The 18,805-nt window shown below is 29.6% G+C and carries 15 protein-coding genes; 9 read left to right on the forward strand and 6 right to left on the reverse strand.

The features are described 5' to 3' along the window. Positions 1-76: 76 nt before the first annotated feature. Entirely contained in the window at positions 77-2,320 is a 2,244-nt protein-coding gene (locus B5464_RS05095; RefSeq protein WP_079737468.1) for a TonB-dependent receptor, read from the forward strand. 4 nt (positions 2,321-2,324) lie between these two features. Next, complete coding sequence (locus tag B5464_RS05100; RefSeq protein WP_079737469.1) at positions 2,325-2,798, forward strand: thioredoxin fold domain-containing protein; 474 nt, start codon at positions 2,325-2,327, stop codon at positions 2,796-2,798. Here the strand turns inward: B5464_RS05100 and B5464_RS05105 are convergent. After that, positions 2,795-3,334 carry a hypothetical protein gene (locus tag B5464_RS05105; RefSeq protein WP_079737470.1) on the reverse strand — a complete coding sequence of 180 codons (540 nt, stop codon included), beginning with the start codon at positions 3,332-3,334 and terminating at the stop codon, positions 2,795-2,797. The genes B5464_RS05100 and B5464_RS05105 overlap by 4 nt on opposite strands. Positions 3,335-3,456: 122 nt before the next feature. Between B5464_RS05105 and mfd the strand changes: the two genes are divergently transcribed. The 4 genes from mfd to B5464_RS05125 all read left to right on the forward strand — a co-directional run bounded on the left by mfd (position 3,457) and on the right by B5464_RS05125 (position 11,705). Continuing rightward, on the forward strand, positions 3,457-6,786 hold the full coding sequence (gene mfd, locus B5464_RS05110) for a transcription-repair coupling factor (RefSeq protein ID WP_079737471.1): 3,330 nt from the start codon (positions 3,457-3,459) through the stop codon (positions 6,784-6,786). Next, the gene (locus tag B5464_RS05115) at positions 6,786-7,643 is read left to right on the forward strand and encodes a DMT family transporter (RefSeq protein WP_079737472.1); all 858 of its coding nucleotides are present in this window, start codon (positions 6,786-6,788) and stop codon (positions 7,641-7,643) included. Before mfd ends, B5464_RS05115 begins: the two co-directional genes overlap by 1 nt. A 265-nt stretch (positions 7,644-7,908) precedes the next feature. Next, positions 7,909-10,320 carry a TonB-dependent receptor gene (locus B5464_RS05120; RefSeq protein ID WP_079737473.1) on the forward strand — a complete coding sequence of 804 codons (2,412 nt, stop codon included), beginning with the start codon at positions 7,909-7,911 and terminating at the stop codon, positions 10,318-10,320. Between the two features lie 20 nt (positions 10,321-10,340). Beyond that, positions 10,341-11,705 (forward strand): hypothetical protein, encoded by a 1,365-nt coding sequence (locus tag B5464_RS05125; RefSeq protein ID WP_079737474.1) that lies wholly within the window; start codon positions 10,341-10,343, stop codon positions 11,703-11,705. 53 nt (positions 11,706-11,758) lie between these two features. Here the strand turns inward: B5464_RS05125 and B5464_RS05130 are convergent, their stop codons facing one another. Both B5464_RS05130 and dprA read right to left on the reverse strand, forming a co-directional pair. Further along, positions 11,759-12,826 carry a hypothetical protein gene (locus B5464_RS05130; protein WP_079737475.1) on the reverse strand — a complete coding sequence of 356 codons (1,068 nt, stop codon included), beginning with the start codon at positions 12,824-12,826 and terminating at the stop codon, positions 11,759-11,761. A gap of 34 nt (positions 12,827-12,860) precedes the next feature. Then, the gene (gene dprA / locus B5464_RS05135; protein ID WP_079737476.1) at positions 12,861-13,961 is read right to left on the reverse strand and encodes a DNA-processing protein DprA; all 1,101 of its coding nucleotides are present in this window, start codon (positions 13,959-13,961) and stop codon (positions 12,861-12,863) included. Positions 13,962-14,056: 95 nt separating this feature from the next. On the opposite strand from dprA, the gene B5464_RS05140 reads away from it, so the two are divergent. The 3 genes from B5464_RS05140 to B5464_RS05150 all read left to right on the forward strand — a co-directional run bounded on the left by B5464_RS05140 (position 14,057) and on the right by B5464_RS05150 (position 16,057). Beyond that, entirely contained in the window at positions 14,057-14,968 is a 912-nt protein-coding gene (locus B5464_RS05140) for an SPOR domain-containing protein (RefSeq protein WP_079737477.1), read from the forward strand. 75 nt (positions 14,969-15,043) lie between these two features. After that, positions 15,044-15,553 carry an acyl-CoA thioesterase gene (locus B5464_RS05145; protein WP_077810333.1) on the forward strand — a complete coding sequence of 170 codons (510 nt, stop codon included), beginning with the start codon at positions 15,044-15,046 and terminating at the stop codon, positions 15,551-15,553. A gap of 12 nt (positions 15,554-15,565) precedes the next feature. Continuing rightward, positions 15,566-16,057: a mechanosensitive ion channel domain-containing protein gene (locus tag B5464_RS05150; protein WP_079737478.1), complete on the forward strand. Its 492-nt coding sequence runs from the start codon at positions 15,566-15,568 to the stop codon at positions 16,055-16,057. 46 nt (positions 16,058-16,103) lie between these two features. On the opposite strand, the gene B5464_RS05155 is transcribed toward B5464_RS05150, so the two are convergent. The 3 genes from B5464_RS05155 to B5464_RS05165 form a co-directional block, all read right to left on the reverse strand. After that, positions 16,104-16,664, reverse strand: a complete 561-nt coding sequence (locus tag B5464_RS05155) for a type 1 glutamine amidotransferase domain-containing protein (RefSeq protein WP_079737479.1) — start codon at positions 16,662-16,664, stop codon at positions 16,104-16,106. A 135-nt stretch (positions 16,665-16,799) separates the two neighbouring features. After that, entirely contained in the window at positions 16,800-18,035 is a 1,236-nt protein-coding gene (locus tag B5464_RS05160) for a murein hydrolase activator EnvC (protein WP_231963653.1), read from the reverse strand. Next, a complete protein-coding gene (locus B5464_RS05165; protein ID WP_079737480.1) occupies positions 18,035-18,805 on the reverse strand; it encodes a DUF4292 domain-containing protein in 771 nt (256 codons plus the stop codon). Before B5464_RS05165 ends, B5464_RS05160 begins: the two co-directional genes overlap by 1 nt.

Consider the following 18,805-nt stretch of genomic DNA (forward strand, 5'->3'; position numbering starts at 1 on the left):
TTTTATTTTTATCAAAAAATATTTTTAGACAAGTCTAAAAATTAAGTTATATTTGTAAAAAAATATATTTACAATAATGAAAATATTTGCAAATTTTTACTTGTTATTTATTTTAGGTGTTTTTACTACCAATGCACAATTAAATTCTATTAAAGGTAAAATTACGTCTAACGGAAAGCCATTACCTTATGTAAATGTATATTTAAAAAACACAAAAATCGGAACGTCTTCTAATGAAAACGGCTTTTTCGAATTACAAAACATCGAAAATGGAGTCTATACAATTGTAGCAAGTAGTATTGGTTTTAAATCAAAATCTGCAAAAATAAATGTAAAAAACGCATCTACAATTACTAAAAATTTCGACCTAAACGAGAACAATGATTTAGATGAAATTGTAGTCTCTGGAACTTTAAGACCTGTAACAAAATCTAACAGTCCTGTTCCTGTAGAAGTCTACAGCAAAACTTTTTTTAAAAAAAACCCTACGCCTTCTATTTTCGAATCACTTCAAAATGTTAACGGTGTAAGACCACAATTAAATTGTAATGTTTGCAATACTGGTGATATTCACATAAATGGTTTAGAGGGACCTTATACATTTGTTTTAATTGATGGAATGCCAATTGTAAGTGGACTTTCGACTGTTTATGGTTTAACCGGAATTCCACAAGCTTTAATAGAACGAGTAGAAGTTGTTAAAGGTCCTGCATCTACATTATATGGTTCTGAAGCCGTTGGAGGAATCATAAATATAATCACAAAAAAAACATCTAATGCACCTGTTATTTCTACTGATGTATTAGGAAGTTCTTGGGGAGAAATTAATACAGATATTTGTGTAAAATATAATATTTCTGAGAAAACAACCGGTCTTTTAGGCGTAAACTACTTTAACTACCAAAATAGAATTGATAATAACAACGATGGTTTTACAGATTTAACACTTCAAAATAGAATTTCTGTTTTCAACAAAATTAATATCGAAAGAGAAAGCAAAAAACTCTTTACAATAGCTGGTCGATTTGTATACGAAGATCGTTGGGGAGGTGAATTAGATTGGGAAAAAGAATTTAGAGGAACAGATGTTAAATACGGCGAGAGTATTTACACGAATAGATGGGAAACTTTTGGTACTTATCAATTACCAACATCCGAAGATATCAGTTTTCAATTTAGTGCAAATGGGCATTATCAGAATTCTTTTTACGGCACAGACAGTTACAATGCAGAACAACTAATAGGTTTCGGACAATTTATCTACAATAAAAAAATTGCAAAAAAACACGATTTCTTATTTGGTTTAGCTTACAGATACACGTATTACGAAGACAATACTTTTGCAACTTTAGAAACAGATGGTATTACCAACAAACCGTCTGTTACTCATTTACCTGGTGCCTTTGTTCAAGATGAAATTGCTTTAAATTCTCAAAATAAATTATTATTGGGTGCAAGATGGGATTATAATAGTTTACACGGAAACATTGTATCGCCAAGAGTAAATTACAAATGGAATTCTAAAGATAATTCTAACATTTTTAGAGCAAGTGTTGGTAACGGATTTAGAGTTGCCAATGTTTTTACAGAAGATCATGCGGCTTTAACTGGCGCGAGAGAAGTAGAATTCGACGGAGAATTAAATCCTGAGACTTCTTGGAACGCAAACGTAAATTTTGTAAAAAAAATAAATACAGAAAATGCCTTTATAACGTTAGACGCAAGTGCTTTTTACACTTATTTTAAAAATAGAATTTTACCTGATTACGAAACTGATCCTAATAAAATTATCTATGCAAATCTAGAAGGTCATTCGGTTTCTAAAGGAATTTCTCTAAATACAGATTTTACGTTTACAAACGGTTTAACAATTAATGCCGGTGCAACACTTATGGATGTCTCTATTACCGAAAACAACATTAAAAAAAGACAATTATTAACAGAATCTTTTAGTGGTGTTTGGTCTATTTCTTATCGATTTAACAACAACTACACATTAGATTATACAGGCAATGTTTACGGGCCAATGCGATTACCTCTGTTAGGAGAAAATGATACAAGAGATGCCAATTCACCTTGGTTTAGTATTCAAAATATTCAGCTAACAAAAAAGTTTTCGTCTAATTGGGAAACTTACGGAGGCATTAAAAATCTATTAAATTTTACACCAGCAGCAAACAGTATTAACAATGCTAGCAATCCTTTTGATAAAGGAATAGACACAGAACAAAATCCAGAATTAGCATTCGACCCAAGTTATGTTTATGCTTCAAATCAAGGCATAAGATTATTTTTAGGCGTTCGATATACACTCTTTTAAAACAATGAAAAAATATTTTATTCTTTTAGTTTTCTTCGGATGTATTTCTAGCTTTGCTCAAAAGAAAGAACTATTATTAAAAACTTATACTTTTAAAGAAGTTGAAAAAAAAATGAAGCTAACACCAAAGCCAATTATCGTATTTAATTATACAGATTGGTGCAAAATTTGCTTCGGAATGAAACAAACTACTTTTAATAATAGCAATATTATTGCGCTACTAAACAAACATTTCTATTTTATTAAACTAAATGGAGAAGAGAAAAAAGATATCCGTTTTTTAGGTAACATTTTTAAATATTTACCTTCTGGATCCAATACCGGCGTTCATGAGCTTACAAAAGCACTTGCAACGAATCATAAAAAAATTGCATATCCAACAACCACTATTTTAAACTCAAATTTAGAAATTGATGCGCAATTAGTTGGCTTTTATAACTCTAAAAAATTCAGAAAAGTTTTAGAAAAACGGCTTTAATCGTTCCAAATTCTTGGATTTAAAGATCTGTATCCAAAACTATACACCAAACCAACCGATGGATATAAATGAGATTTTTGACTTTCGAATTTAGATTCAGAAAATTTATACATTAATTGAAAGTTTAAACCATATTTCTGATTAAACCAAAATGTAGAACCCGCACCAAAATTTGCTGTTGGTGTCGTTCTTATTGCACTTATAAAACTTCCTCCTACTAAAATATAGGGTACAACTTTATCGTGAGAAGTACCAAAATCGTATCTTAAAGAAGCGTCAAAAGTTGTATAACTTTGGCTATCTCCAACAGTAGTTGCAACTGCTGCATCTGCAATTAAACCTTTATAAAGATATTTAGAAACGTTAAACCTTGGCGTTTGATGCGCCAATTGCCCACCAACTATCTTAGCTGCTTCAAAAGAATATTTTGCACCTGCAAAACTTATTCCTGCGGTCCAAGGTTGTTTTTCTGTCTGAGCATTTATGCTAATTGTGTGTACAAACAATAAAACTATAATTGCTGTTATATTTTTCATGATTTGAGGTAGTTAGTATAATTTACACATCATTATTAACAAATATATCGCAAAGTTTAAGAAAACAAAATAGATAATGGGTTTTTATTAATATACGCACTACATTTGCAAAAACTTTTACTTTGAGCAAGCAGAATATTGTAAATCAATTTCAAACATCTGCGAGTGTATCGCAGATTGTAGCACAATTAAAACAAGAAAAAAACCATTTTCAAATATCGAATTTGGTGGGTTCTTCGTTGTCTTTTGTGATATCAGAAACTTTTAAAAAAGCAGACAAACCTTATCTTCTAATTTTTAACGATAAAGAAGAAGCTGCCTATTATTTAAATGATTTAGAGCAACTTTTAGGAGACAAAAACGTGCTTTTTTATCCTGGTTCTTACAGAAGACCTTATCAAATAGAAGAAACAGATAATGCTAATGTTTTACTGCGTTCTGAGGTTTTAAATAGAATTAACTCTAGAAAAAAACCTGCAGTAATTGTTACATATCCTACAGCTCTTTTCGAAAAAGTTGTTACAAAAAAAGAATTAGACAAAAACACATTAAAAGTAACTGTAGGCGAAAACTTATCTTTAGATTTTGTAAATGAAGTTTTATTTGAATATAAGTTTAAACGCGTAGATTTTGTTACAGAACCTGGTGATTTCTCTGTAAGAGGTGGTATAATAGATGTTTTCTCTTTTTCTAATGATGAACCTTATCGAATAGAATTTTTTGGTGATGAAATAGATAGTATTAGATCTTTTGACGTAGAAACTCAACTTTCAAAAGAAAAGCTTAAAAAGGTTTCTATAATGCCAAATGTAGAAAATAAAACTCTGCAAGAAAACAGAGAAAGTTTTTTAAAATACATCCCTTCAAAAACAGCAATATTTACAAAAAATATAAATTTACTTTCAGGCAATTTAGACAAGTTTTTCTCTAAAGCAGAAGATGCTTTTAATGATTTATCCAAGGAAATCAAACATGCAAAACCATCAGAATTATTTTGTGATGGTAACTTTATAAAAAATCAGTTACAAGATTTTACTTTGGTAGATTTTGGCAATCAAAATAAAGAAGAGGTTGCGATTGAGTTTAACACGATTCCGCAGCCATCATTTAACAAACAGTTTAATTTATTAATTGATAATTTAGAAGAATATCATAAAGCAGATTTTACCAATTATATTTTTTGCGCCAACGAACAGCAAGCAAAACGTTTTCATGATATTTTTGCAGATTCTGACAAAGACGTTCATTATGAGACTATAGTTTTTCCTTTATACCAAGGTTTTGTTGATGTTGATAATAAGTTAGTCTGCTATACAGATCATCAAATTTTTGAGCGTTACCATAAGTTTAGACTAAAGAACGGTTATGCTAAAAAACAAGCAATTACACTTCAAGAATTAAATAAATTAGAAATTGGTGACTATGTAACACACATGGATCACGGAATTGGAAAATTTGGTGGTTTACAAAAAATTGATGTTCAAGGAAAAAAACAAGAAGCTATTAAACTAATTTATGGTGAAAGAGACATATTATATGTTAGTATTCACTCGTTACACAAAATTTCTAAGTTTAATGGTAAAGATGGTAAAGCGCCAAAAATATACAAATTAGGTTCTGGAGCTTGGAAAAAAATTAAACAGAAAACCAAAGCAAGAGTTAAACACGTTGCTTTTAATTTAATACAACTTTACGCAAAAAGAAAACTACAGAAAGGCTTTGCTTTTGGTCCAGATACGCACATTCAACATGAACTAGAAGGTAGTTTTATGTACGAAGATACACCAGATCAATTTACAGCTACACAAGATGTAAAAAATGATATGGAAAAGGAACAACCAATGGATAGATTGGTTTGTGGTGATGTTGGTTTTGGTAAAACAGAAGTTGCAGTAAGAGCAGCTTTTAAAGCTGTAGATAATGGCAAACAAGTTGCAATTTTAGTTCCTACAACTATTTTAGCTTTTCAACATTACAAAACGTTTTCAGAAAGGTTAAAAGATTTTCCTGTAAGAATCGATTATTTAAATAGATTTAGAACCGCAAAGCAAAAAACAGAAGCAATTAATGGCGTAAACGATGGTTCTGTAGACATAATTATTGGTACGCATCAATTAACAAACCAAAGAATTAAATTTAAAAATTTAGGTCTTTTAATTATTGATGAAGAACAAAAGTTTGGAGTTGCTGTAAAAGACAAATTAAAAACTTTAAAAGAAAATGTAGACACTTTAACTCTTACCGCTACTCCAATTCCTAGAACTTTACAATTTAGTTTAATGGCTGCAAGAGATTTATCAGTAATAAAAACGCCACCGCCAAACAGACATCCAATAGAAAGTAATGTTATTCGTTTTGGTGAAGAAACTATTCGTGATGCAATTTCTTATGAAGTTTCTCGAGGCGGACAAGTTTTCTTTATCCATAATAGAATCGAAAATATAAAAGAAGTTGCAGGATTGTTACAAAGATTGGTTCCTTCTGCTAAAATAGCTGTTGGTCATGGCCAAATGGAAGGTAAAAAACTAGAACAATTAATGCTTGGTTTTATGGCTGGTGATTTTGATGTTTTAGTTTCTACAACCATTATAGAAAGTGGTTTAGATGTACCAAATGCAAATACAATTTTTATAAATAACGCAAATAACTTCGGATTATCTGACTTGCACCAAATGCGTGGTAGAGTTGGGCGCTCTAACAAAAAAGCATTTTGTTACTTTATTACGCCACCTTATCACATGATGACAGATGACGCCAGAAAACGTATAGAAGCCTTGGTTTTATTTTCTGATTTAGGAAGCGGAATTAACATTGCTATGAAAGATTTAGAAATTCGTGGCGCAGGTGATTTATTAGGCGGTGAACAAAGTGGATTTATTAATGATATTGGATTTGACACCTATCAGAAAATACTACAAGAAGCCATTGAAGAATTAAAAGAAAATGAATTTAAAGAATTGTACCCTACAGACAATTCGAAACCTAAAGAATATGTAAAAGAAGTTGCTATTGATACAGATTTCGAAATTTTATTTCCAGATGATTACATCAATTCTATTACAGAAAGGTTAGCCCTTTATAACAAATTAGGTAATTTAGAAACAGAAGAAGAGTTACAAGTTTTTGAATCTGAAATTATTGATAGATTCGGAGAAATACCAACGCAAGTAGAAGACTTATTAGATTCCGTAAGAATTAAATGGTTAGCCAAAGAACTTGGTTTAGAAAAAATCATTTTAAAACAAAAACGAATGATTGGTTACTTTGTTTCTAATCAGCAAAGTGATTTTTATCAAACAGATGCATTTTCTAGAATGCTCAAATACGTACAACAAAATAGTAAAAGTTGTGTAATGAAAGAGAAAGAAACTAAAAACGGCTTGCGTTTACTAATAACATTTATAAGAATAGATACAGTGAAAACGGCATTAAATATTTTACAAAAAATTTAATGGAGAATTCTTACATAAAAAACTTATCGTTTTTATTACTAGCAACACTATTTGTAAGTACCTCTGGTGTTTTAGGAAAATATATAAACCTTTCTGCAGAAACAATTATTTTATTTAGAGCTTTTTTAGCTGCAGTTTTTATCTATGGCTTTTGTAAGTTTAAAAAAATAGATCTAAAATTAAAATCTAAAAAAGATAGATTGTCTTTAGTTTTAGTCGGTTTTTTTATGGGTGCACATTGGGTAACCTATTTTTATGCTTTAAAACTTTCTAATGTAGCCATAGGTATGCTATCTATGTATACTTTTCCAGTAATTACAGCATTTCTAGAACCTCTTTTTACAAAAAGCAAACTTAATTTAATTCATGTTGTTTTAGCAACTTTAGTATTAATAGGTATGTTTGTTTTAGTACCAGAATTCTCTTTAGAAAATACCTACTTACAAGGTATTTTATTTGGGGTTGTTTCGGCTTTTTGCTATTCTTTGAGAAATTTAATGTTAAAAAAGCATGTAAAAACATATAATAGCAGCATGTTAATGTTTCATCAAATGATAATTGTTACTATTCTATTAACACCTGTGCTATTTTTTGGGGATTTTTCTAACCTAAAAAGTGAGTTACCTTTATTAATGTTAGTAGCTATTTTAACTACGGCAATCGGACATACAATGATGGTAAATTCTTTTAAACACTTCTCTATATCTACCGCAAGTATAATAAGCAGTGTTCAGCCAATTTTCGGAATTATAATTGCTTATCTCTTTGTTAATGAAGTTCCAGATTTTAATACTTTTATTGGCGGAAGCTTAATTTTATTGACAGTAATTATAGAAAGCATAAGAAGTAAAAAATAATTCTTTTAAATTTTTACTTTCTGATTGATTTTAGAATAAAATCTAATAAATCATGAAAAATTGTGTCTTCAAATTCAGCTTTCTTAAAACTCTACTATATAGAATCATTAAAAATAACATCAATTTATTTAGAATCATTAAAAATAAATAGGTTAAAATTGTGATACTTTTTGAGTATGCAGTTAAAATTTATTTTTTCCGTAAATCAACTAAATTTATTTAGACTAATTATAAATAAAAGTATATTTGTCAAAAATAATCGACAATGCTTTTCTTTAGAACGCTACTTTTTTTCTTTTTAACTTCTGTAACATTTAGTCAGAATGGAGACTTTTATGGAAAAATTAAATTTAATAATAACGAGCCAGCAATTGGTGCTTATGTGGTTGTTAAAGGAACAGGTTTCTATAAAGAGTTAAGTACAGATATTAATGGAGACTTCTATTTAAAAAGTGTTCCATATGGCACATATTCTTTTAAGGTGCACTCTTTAAATTCTTTACCAAAAACCATTAATGCTACTTTAAATTCGAAAAAGAAAGCACTTAATTTTACTTTAAACTTTATAGACAATGCATTAGATGAAGTAAAAATCACCGCAAAAACAGAAGAAACTAAAAAAGAAACGCAAGGTTTTGCTGTAAATGTGATAAAAACCAAAGAAGCAAGTTTAAGAAATATTCAAACAAACGAATTACTAAACACAACAGTTGGTGTTAAAATAAGACAAAATGGTGGTTTAGGTTCTGATGTTAATTACAGTTTAAATGGTTTATCTGGTAATGCTGTAAGAATTTTTATAGACGGAATACCAAGTTCTATGTATGGTTCTTCTTTTAATTTAAACAGTATTCCTGCTTCAATGATTAAAAATATTGAAGTCTATAAGGGCGTAGTTCCAGGGCATTTAGCAGATGATGCTTTAGGAGGAGCAATTAATATTATCCTTAATGATGATGCAAAAACCAATTTAAACGCTTCTGTTTCTTACGGATCTTTCAATACAATACAAACAAACGTTAACGGTTTGTATCGTTTTAAAGAATCTGGTTTTACTGTAAAAGCATCACTTTTTCATAATTATTCTGACAATGATTATAAGGTTTCTGGAAGAAGTATTGTTACCACAGGCTTAGGAGGTGTACAAACGCCAATTACTGCCAGAAGGTTTAACGATGCTTATCGATCTAAAGGTGGTATGGCACAAATTGGTTTTACCAATGTTAAATGGGCAGATCAATTTTTTATTGGTGTTACTGGTTCTGATGATTATAAAGAAGTACAACATGGTGCTTTTATGACTATTACTCCTTATAAGAATCGATTTTTAGAATCTGATGCTTTAGTTACCAACTTAATTTATCAAAAGAAAAACTTTATAACCAAAGGTTTAGATTTAAACATTAACGGATTATATGGAAACAGAAATCGTGTTGTTAATGATACTGTTGCAGCTGCTTATAGTTGGAATGGAGAAAGAGCTATCGATTTTAGAGGTGATGAGTATGAGTATACTTGGGGTTCTCAGCAAGAAGGTGGGCCAACCTTAGCTATCATTAAAAGAAAAGTAGCATCTATTAGAACAGGATTGTCTTATGCTATTAACGATAATCATAAGGTTTTAGCAAATCACGTGTATAGTGGAACAGATAGAAAAGATAGTGATGTTTTACTTTCTTTATTAGAAAACACATTTACAGGAACCAGAAACCTTTATAAAAACATTTATTCTTTAACGTATGAGTTAACTGCTTTAGATGATAAATTAAAAGCAAATATTTTCGGTAAAAATTATCAACAAGAAACCGTTAGTATAGATCCAGAAATAGTAACAAATTCTGACGGAATTAATGAAATAGTAGATGAAGTTATTAACAGCAATAAAAAAAATAACGGATATGGATTTGCGCTTTCTTATGAACTTTCTCCTAAAACCACATTATTAACATCTGCAGAAAAGGCAGTTCGTTTACCTGATGAAACAGAAGTTTTTGGTAATGATGGAGACAATGTTGTTGCAAATCCAACTATTAATCCAGAGCAAAGTAACAACTATAATCTAGGTTTTAGATTTGGTACTTTTAATATCAACAATCATAATTTTACTATTTCTACAAACTTATTTACAAGAAATATTAAAGACAGAATTGGCTTACCTATAGAAACTTCTTTTAATGTAGATGATGAATTAATAGTCTATGTAAACCAAGGTAGCGGAACATCTAAAGGATTTGATGCACAATTAAATTATAACTACAACAACAATTTAGGATTAAACTTTAATATATCTCGTTTCGATTTAAAAATTAAAAATAACGGCGTAGAAATAGACGTACCAAACACTCCTTTCTTTACCATGAATGGTGGTTTACGTTATTCTTTTAAAGACTTATTTCAACAAAAATCTCAATTAAACCTTTTTTATTCAATCTATTTTACTGATGAATTTTCTTACCTAGCCCCACTAGGTTCAAACACTGTTGGTAATGATTTTTTCGAAGTTCCTACGCAATTATCGCAAGATTTAGGACTTAGTTATGCATTTCCAAACAAAAAGTTGGTAGCTAGTTTTGATGTAAAAAACATTTTTGACAAACCCGTATACGATAATTTATCCGTACAAAAACCAGGTAGAGCTTTTTACCTGAAATTAAATTACACAATTAATAATTTTTAACCATTCAAAACACAAATAAAATGAAACTTAATTCTTTAAATCTAAAATCTTTAGCAATACTTACTCTTGGTATTGGTTTAATGACTGCTTGTAGCGATGAGGATATTACTGACCCAATAGAACCTGTAGATCCTATTTCTGAATCTAGATGGATTACAATTGCCGGAGCTAAAATGGGAGATAATCCTGGTGATGGTAACGGAGGTACTTTAATATATTCTGTAAGTAGTGAAGATGCAAAAGACCCAACTGTATCTATTAATCCTTTCGAAAACGGATTTATTGCCCCTTCTAACAGAACCGCTAGATTACAAGCCTCTGAAGATGGTAACACAATTTTTAATATTTCTTATGCTGGTGATACTGGTGGAAATTACACGAAATATACCGTAGAAGGCGGCCAAAACTTTGCACAAACTGGTACAGAGATTAGTATTGCTCCTTATGTGGGTACTGCTCCAAGATGGATAAAATTATTTGACGGAGATCAAACAGGTGCTGCAGTTTACGTATCTACAGAACACCAAGTAAATGATAATGGTACTCCAGATGATGTTTCTGACGATGTTTACACACGCACAGAAGCAACAATTGGTGTAGTTACTTTAGATTTAGTAAACTCTGCAATTAACAACTTTCAAGAACATGTTGTTGCTTTAAGCGCAGAAGAAGAAGCTGCAGGTTATTATATTTCTAGAATAGATATGCCTACTTTAAATACTGCAGGAAACAAATTATACATTGGCGCGCGTTTAAGCAAAGTAAACCCAACAACTGTAGAAAGCGATAGCGGTTACGAAATTTTAGGTTCTAAAACAATTGTATTAGATTATCCTTCTTTATTAAACCCAACCGTTATTACGTCTAGTGTTGGTCATGGAAACACAAACGGATACAGAAGTATTAATGCTTTTGAATATAATGGAAGTGTTTATCAAGCAAACCAAAGTGATCCAGAAGGTTCTCATATTTTAAAAATTGATGCAAATAATGAATATGACAATTCTTATGATTTTAATTTAGATGAAGCATTAGGTGTACAAGGTGCTTATATACTTGCTTGGAGACCTGCTGTAAATGGTAAAGCTGTATTAGCTTATCGTCATGAAGGTTCTGCTGATGGTGTTGCAGGTGCTCAAGGATTTTTTGCTTTAATTGATTTAAATGCTAAAACTGCAGTTAAAATTGATGCAATTCCGTATGATCCAGATTTTTACTTATTCCAATACCAAGGTTATGCTGTAGATGGTAATGAAATTTACTTAACGCAAGCTCCTGTTGGGCAAAATGGAAATATTTATGTTGTAGATACAGAAACTGGAGCAGTAACAAAAGGTGCTGAATTAGTAAACGCAGAAGGAAGTCACTTTATTGGTGCTTGGTAAACTGCAAATAAAAATAATAAAAAAGGCGTAAACTTTGGTTTACGCCTTTTTTATTAAAACAATTCTTTATTACTAATATCTAAATAATTACGCTTAACGAAAGCTAAAATAGTTTCTAAAATTTCTCCCATATTTTCGCAATCTTTAAACTTTACATCACCAACATATTTAATTAAATGCTCTTTTAAAAGCTCTACATTTTCTGGATACGAAATAGAATCTGCTTTCATACATTTAATTAATCTTGCAGTTCTTCTTGGCGCAGTAATCATTCTCTTTGCCATAAAAGAACGTTCTTCTAATTTATATTGCCTAATAGAATCGTTTTGTAATTTTTTACTAACCATTTCTACCATCTTAAAATTCTCTTTCATGAATTGTAAGTTGTATACTTTTAAGTTTCCTTCAAAAGACTGCTGATCAAAATCTATAGCTCTAAACTTATATATAATATGGTCAAAATCATGAGTTGGTGTAATCACGTAATTATACGAACGCATATCACCTAAAAGACGCACCAAACATCTTTCTTTAAATTTTACAAACTCCTTTGCAATTTGTGCTTTTTGAGATTCTGTACATTTTGGTAAAAAATCTCTAATAAAATCATCTCCCGGAATTCCGGCAATATGTTCTTCAATTAAAGTGTCTCCAAAAACTAGAAAATTCATATTGTGTGGAGATAAAATATGCTCTAACTCTAAACCATAGATACGAGATGCATCTGCTTTTTTTACATAGAAATAAGAAAAGTTGTCATTTAAAATATTACGAATTTTAATTCTAAAAGGTTTCGAATTCCCAAACGTACAATAATCGATAGCATCTACATTTAAAAAAGGAATTGTGTCATCATTCCCATCAGAATGTAACATTGTATACACCTTTTTTAAACTTCTATCTATTTCTTCTCTATCAAATTGAGAATAGTAAGTTCTTACCCAAAGTGTATCTTCGTCATTTTTATCATAAACCGTTACAGAACCTTGAAAACGTAATAAATCATCGTAAAAAATAGAAATTTTAATGTTTCTATTGTAATTTTTAAGATACGCGTTAAACATTTCATTTACTGGAAATGTGGGTTTCTTTTTGGACATCAATTTTTTCTCTACCGCCATCTTTACTATTGATTTTCCTCAAAAATAAGAATATTTAACTCAATTCGAACATCTTTCCGGGTAAAGGTTTTGTAACACCTTTTAATTCTAACTGCAATAATATAGACGACAATTGATATGTTGGTATATTGCATTCTAATGCAATTACATCTAATAGTTGTTGTCCTTTGGCATGCAATAAATCATATATTTTTTGTTCATTTTCATCTAATTCTACAAATAATTGTTTCTGTATTGTTTTAGGTTTTTCTTGAATATCCCAATTTAATATTTTTACAATATCTTCTGCAGAGTTTAACAAAAAAGCATTGTTACTTTTAATTAAATGGTTACATCCTTTACTATACAAATCTGTGGTTCTACCAGGTACAGCAAAAACATCTTTATTATAAGAATTAGCAATATCTGCAGTTACTAAAGAACCTCCTTTTGCTGCAGATTCTATAATTATAGTTGCTTTAGAAATACCCGCAACAATTCTATTTCTTTTTAAAAAATTTTCTCTTAACGGTGCTTCGTCATGCCAAAACTCAGTTAAAAAACCACCTTTTTTATTTACATCATTTATATACTTTTTATGTACTTTCGGATAAATTTGATCAAACCCATGCGCTAAAACCGCAATGGTTTGCAGGTTATTTTCTATTGCTGCTTTGTGCGCACAAATATCTACACCATAAGCAAAACCACTAACTATTACAGGATTGTAAGTCGCCAAATCTTTTATCAAGGTATTACAAAAGTCTCTACCATAAGAACTCATATTTCTTGTACCAACAATAGAAATCATTTTTTTATTAGAAAAATCGATGGCACCGTCTTTGAAAAGTAGAATTGGTGAATCGATACAATGTTGAAGGTTCTCTGGATAATCTTCATCCAAAAAATAAGAATATTTTATGTTATTTTTTTTGATGTATTGTAGTTCTTCTAATGCTTTTTCTAAGTTTTCTTTATCAAAAAGATGGTTTAGTACATTTTTACCAATTCCGTTTATTTTAGCTAAATTTTGTGGTTTCTCCTTAAAAATTTGAGAGACATCTCCCACATTTACAATTAGTTTCTTAGCTAAAATATCGCCCACAGCTTTACTTTTTTGCAATCTTAAGATTGCAAGCAATTTTTCTTCTTTCAATAGTTAACAATTTGACAACCAATATATAAAAAAATTGTTGATAATTTTTACAGAACTTTTTTCTACGAAAGGTCTAAAATTATATATTTGTTTATATGAATTTAGCCAACTACATAAACGATTTATTATACAGATACGATTGCGTAATTGTACCAGATTTTGGAGGTTTTGTAACAAATAAAATTGATGCAAAATTAGATGAAAGCACAAACACTTTCTACCCGCCTTCTAAGCAAATTACGTTTAATAGTCTTTTAAAACATAATGATGGTTTATTAGCAAATTACATAGCTTCTAGCGAGCAAATCTCTTTTGAGAAAGCTTCTACAGCCATTTCTTTGTCTGTAATTAAATGGCAAACAGAACTTCAAAAAAACGAAATCTCGTTAAATAATTTAGGTGTTATTTCTCTTAATGAGAATAAGCAAGTTATTTTTGAACCAACAACAAATGTTAACTTTTTAACGTCTTCATTTGGTTTAGCTACCGTAGAAACTTCTGCAGTAGAAAGATACAAACAACAAGTTAAGCCTTTAATACCTGTTACTCGTTCAACAGAGAAAAAAGGCATACCAACATTTATAAAGTACGCTGCTTCTGCTGCTATTTTATTAACATTAGGTTTTGCTGGTTTTAATGGTTATCAACAAAATAAACAAAACGAGGTTTTAGCAAATCAGCAAAAAGAATTAGAAAAAAAGATACAATCTGCAACTTTTGTAATTTCTAACCCGTTACCAACTTTAGAATTAAATGTGGTTAAAGAAATTGCCAAACCTTACCATGTGGTAGCTGGCGCTTTTCAAATACCAGAAAATGCAGAAACCAAAGTAAAAGAACTAATTGCAAAGGGTTTTGACGCTAAAATTATTGGTGTAAACAAATGGGGATTAACGCAAGTCACATTTAATAGTTATGCTGATAAAAATGACGCCATTAATAACCTTAACAAGATCAAAAGAACAGTTTCTAAAGACGCTTGGCTACTAGTTAAAGCCGTTAAATAATTTCAGTTTTCTTTAGCTATTTTACATCACTTTTAAAAGTGTGATTGCGTATCTTTGCAAAAAATTTATTTTTTGATGGAAGCAAAATCACCTAAAGAATCTTTAACCATATTAACAGATTTAGTTTTACCAGGAGAAACTAACTATTTAGACAATCTTTTTGGAGGAGAATTACTAGCAAGAATGGATAGAGCCTGCAGTATTGCAGCAAGAAGACATTCTAGAAGAATTGTAGTTACAGCATCTGTAAACCATGTTGCATTTAACAAATCTGTACCTGTTGGTAGCGTTGTTACAGTTGAAGCTAAAGTATCTAGAGCCTTTAAATCTTCTATGGAAGTTTATGTTGATGTTTGGATAGAAGACAGACAATCTAGACATAGAACTAAAGTAAACGAAGGTATTTACACTTTTGTGGCTGTTGATGAAACGGGTAAACCAGTACAAATAGCACAAATAGAACCAGAAACAGACTTAGAAAAAGAACGTTTTGAAGGCGCTCTAAGACGTAAACAATTAAGTTTAGTATTAGCGGGTAGATTAACACCAAACGAAGCTACAGAACTTAAAGCATTATTTCAATAGAAATTAATATCAATGGAGTTTTTAAATCATTTTAAGATTTTAGAATCTGTAATTATTGTAGTAATTGCCTTTTTTTTACGACTGTTTATAACAAATTCTCTAAAAAAAATTCAAACAAAATTCGGCTTTCAAAATGCAAGAATTCTTGTTACAAATAAGATTATAACAATTCTTATATACATAACTACAATTGTAGTAATTGCATTTATTTGGGGTGTAGATGAAAAGCAATTGTTAATTTATATTTCTTCGTTTTTAACTATTTTAGGTATTGCGTTTTTTGCTCAATGGTCTATTTTATCTAACATAACTGCTGGTATAATTTTATATATTAATTACCCAGTTAAAATAGGAGACACAATAACCATTTTAGAAAAAGATAATAACATCACCGGAGAAATAAGAGATATTGGTGCCTTTTTTATCACTCTAAAAACTAAAGATGATGAATTTTTAACAGTACCAAACTCTATAATTCTTCAAAAAAATATAAAATACAAATAAAAAAAAGCGCAATTAAATTGCGCTTTTTTTTATTCTAACATTCTAATTATGCCATTTGAGCCTCATGCTTCCCCTCGTAAACCTCTTCTACTAATTTATCATTAAAAGCAGGCAAATCTTTAGGATTTCTACTTGTTACCAAACCTTCATCAACAACAACCTCTTCGTCTACCCAATTTGCACCAGCATTAATCATATCTGTTTTGATAGAGTTAAAAGATGTAATTTTTCTCCCTTCTAAAACACCCGCTTCTGCCAACAACCAAGGCGCATGACAAATTGCTGCAACTGGTTTATGGTTTTCGAAAAATGATTTTACAAATTCCACTGCATTTTTATCTCTACGTAAAACATCAGGATTTATAACTCCGCCAGGTAACATTAATGCATTATAATCAGATTGAGAAACCTCATCTAAAGTTTTATCTACTTTGTAATTTTTACCCCAATTACCATCGTTCCAAGATTTAATCTCTCCAAATTCTAAAGAAACAATTTCTACTGTTGCTCCTGCTTTTTCTAAAGCTTTTTTTGGTTCGCTTAATTCACTTTCTTCAAATCCATTAGTTGCTAAAATCGCAACAGTCTTTCTATTTAAGTTTTCCATTTTAATGTAATTTTTTAATTAATAAAATACAGAACCTAGATGTTTTCTAAATTCTTACACAAAAATAGAGACTATAAAAAGCAAACATTATTGCAATCAATTTAATAATTGACACAAATAAAAAATTCTAAAAATTTATCTTTTAAGAATCCAAGATGCAGGATTAAGCTTTGTTGTGTTTTTATACAACACAAATATTAAAGTAGTTTTACCAGAAACTTTGTCTGTAAAAATTTGCCCTATTTTTTGACCCGTTTTTACATTATCACCTTTTTTAACATACAATTTTTCTAAATTATTATACGATGTAATATAATTACCGTGCTGTATTAAAACGTTTCTTTTACCGCCTGATGTTACTAAAACATTCAAAATTTTACCATTAAAAATAGCTTGAGCACTTTTACCTTTTTTAGTTATCATATGTAAACCTGTACTATTAATTGTAATACCAGGATAAATAGGATGCGATTGTTTACCAAACCTTCTCGTAATTAAACCTTCTTCTATTGGCCAAGGTAATTTACCTTTATTAAGCTCAAATCTTGCCGCTAAAGCCTTAGCTTCTGGCGATAAAACAAACTCGTTATTTTTGGTGGTTTTTGGTTTGTTTTTAAGTTTTGCATTTGCCAATCTATTTGCTTTGGCAATTTCATCTTTAATTATTTTATCTATTTTTTCTGCAATTCTTTTTTCAGCATTAATTTTATTCTGAATCTCTCTTTTATACTTACGCTCTTTCTTTTTAATTGTAGAGATTAATTGTTCTTTATTTTTCTTGTCGAGTTCAATTTGTTGTTTCTGATCTTTTTCTATAGATAGTAAAGTGTTTTTAACCTGTTTCTGATACAATAAAGAGTCGTTTTTCTTTTTGATGACCAGAGTTTGCGCTCCTATTTGATCTCCTTGTCTTTTTCTAAACGAAGTATATTGTTTCATATACTCTAAACGTTTGTATGCTTGGTAAAAGTTCTGAGAAGACAGAATAAACATCATTCTACTTTGCTGAGATTTACTCTTGTAAGATTTATAAATCATACTTGCATAATCTTTTTTAAGCGCTGCAAGTTCTTTTTCTAACTTAGAAATTTCTGACTTATTTTTATTTATTTCTGATGATAATAATTTAGCCTCAGAATTAATAGTTCTTATTAATTTTTGCCTAACATCAATTTTTTGATTTAAATCTTTTAAATCTTCAAGAACATTTTTTTCTCTTTTTTGCTCTTTAAATAACAAATTATTAACCTGAACAATTTCTTTTTTTAATCTTTTACGCTGTTCTTCTAACTCTTTCTTTGTTTGACCAAATACGGTTAAACAACTAAAAAGTAAAATAAAAATTGATATGTGTAAACGGAATTTTATCACTATAAATTAATGCGTTTATATCCTTTAGGTAAAGAAAAAGATGTGTTTAATGCTGTATTAAATTCAACAGATTTTAAAGTAAAATCAATCTTAGTTGTTTTGTTAATTTGCTTTGCTGTGATATTAATTTCTGATGGAAAAACTGTATTATCTATTAATTTATAAGAAGGGTACTTAATTTTTAAATTCTCATTTTTTAATGGTGATGTTATTGCTTGAAAATCTAACTTAAAGTGATTAGGATTTACTGCTGTAAAAACATTAACAACAACGTCTTTTACAACAGGAGAAAGAACGTAAGAATTATTAACAATTTCTACACTTTGCTTATTCTTCTTTAAATTTAACATAGCCTGTCCTAAAAACAAGCTTTGTAATTGCTCGAAATTAATTTCTGTACCTAAAATTTTCTTTAGCATTTTAAAATCACCTTCAAAGTAATTCTTAGCATATGGCGAATAATACGCTATAGATGTTGGTGTAATTTTTGCTTTAAAAACAGTTATAAATTTAGTTCCTTTTAAAAAAATTTCTTTGTCTTTCGTAATTTTTAAATAAACGGTAATACTTTGTTTTGTTTTACCATCATTAAAATTTGCTTTAAACTTAGCGTCTATAGTTTCCTTTTTAAAATTTGCTGCAACATGTTTTCTAACGACCTTATTTGCAGAAATTTCTTTTGCTTTTACGTTAGCATCTAAAACTAACTTTTTCGATTTACAAGCTGTAAAAACTAAAGTTAGTATCAATACATATTTTAGATATCGCAT

Origin of the sequence: Polaribacter sp. KT 15, assembly GCF_900143115.1 — a bacterium.
Taxonomy (GTDB): domain Bacteria; phylum Bacteroidota; class Bacteroidia; order Flavobacteriales; family Flavobacteriaceae; genus Polaribacter; species Polaribacter marinaquae.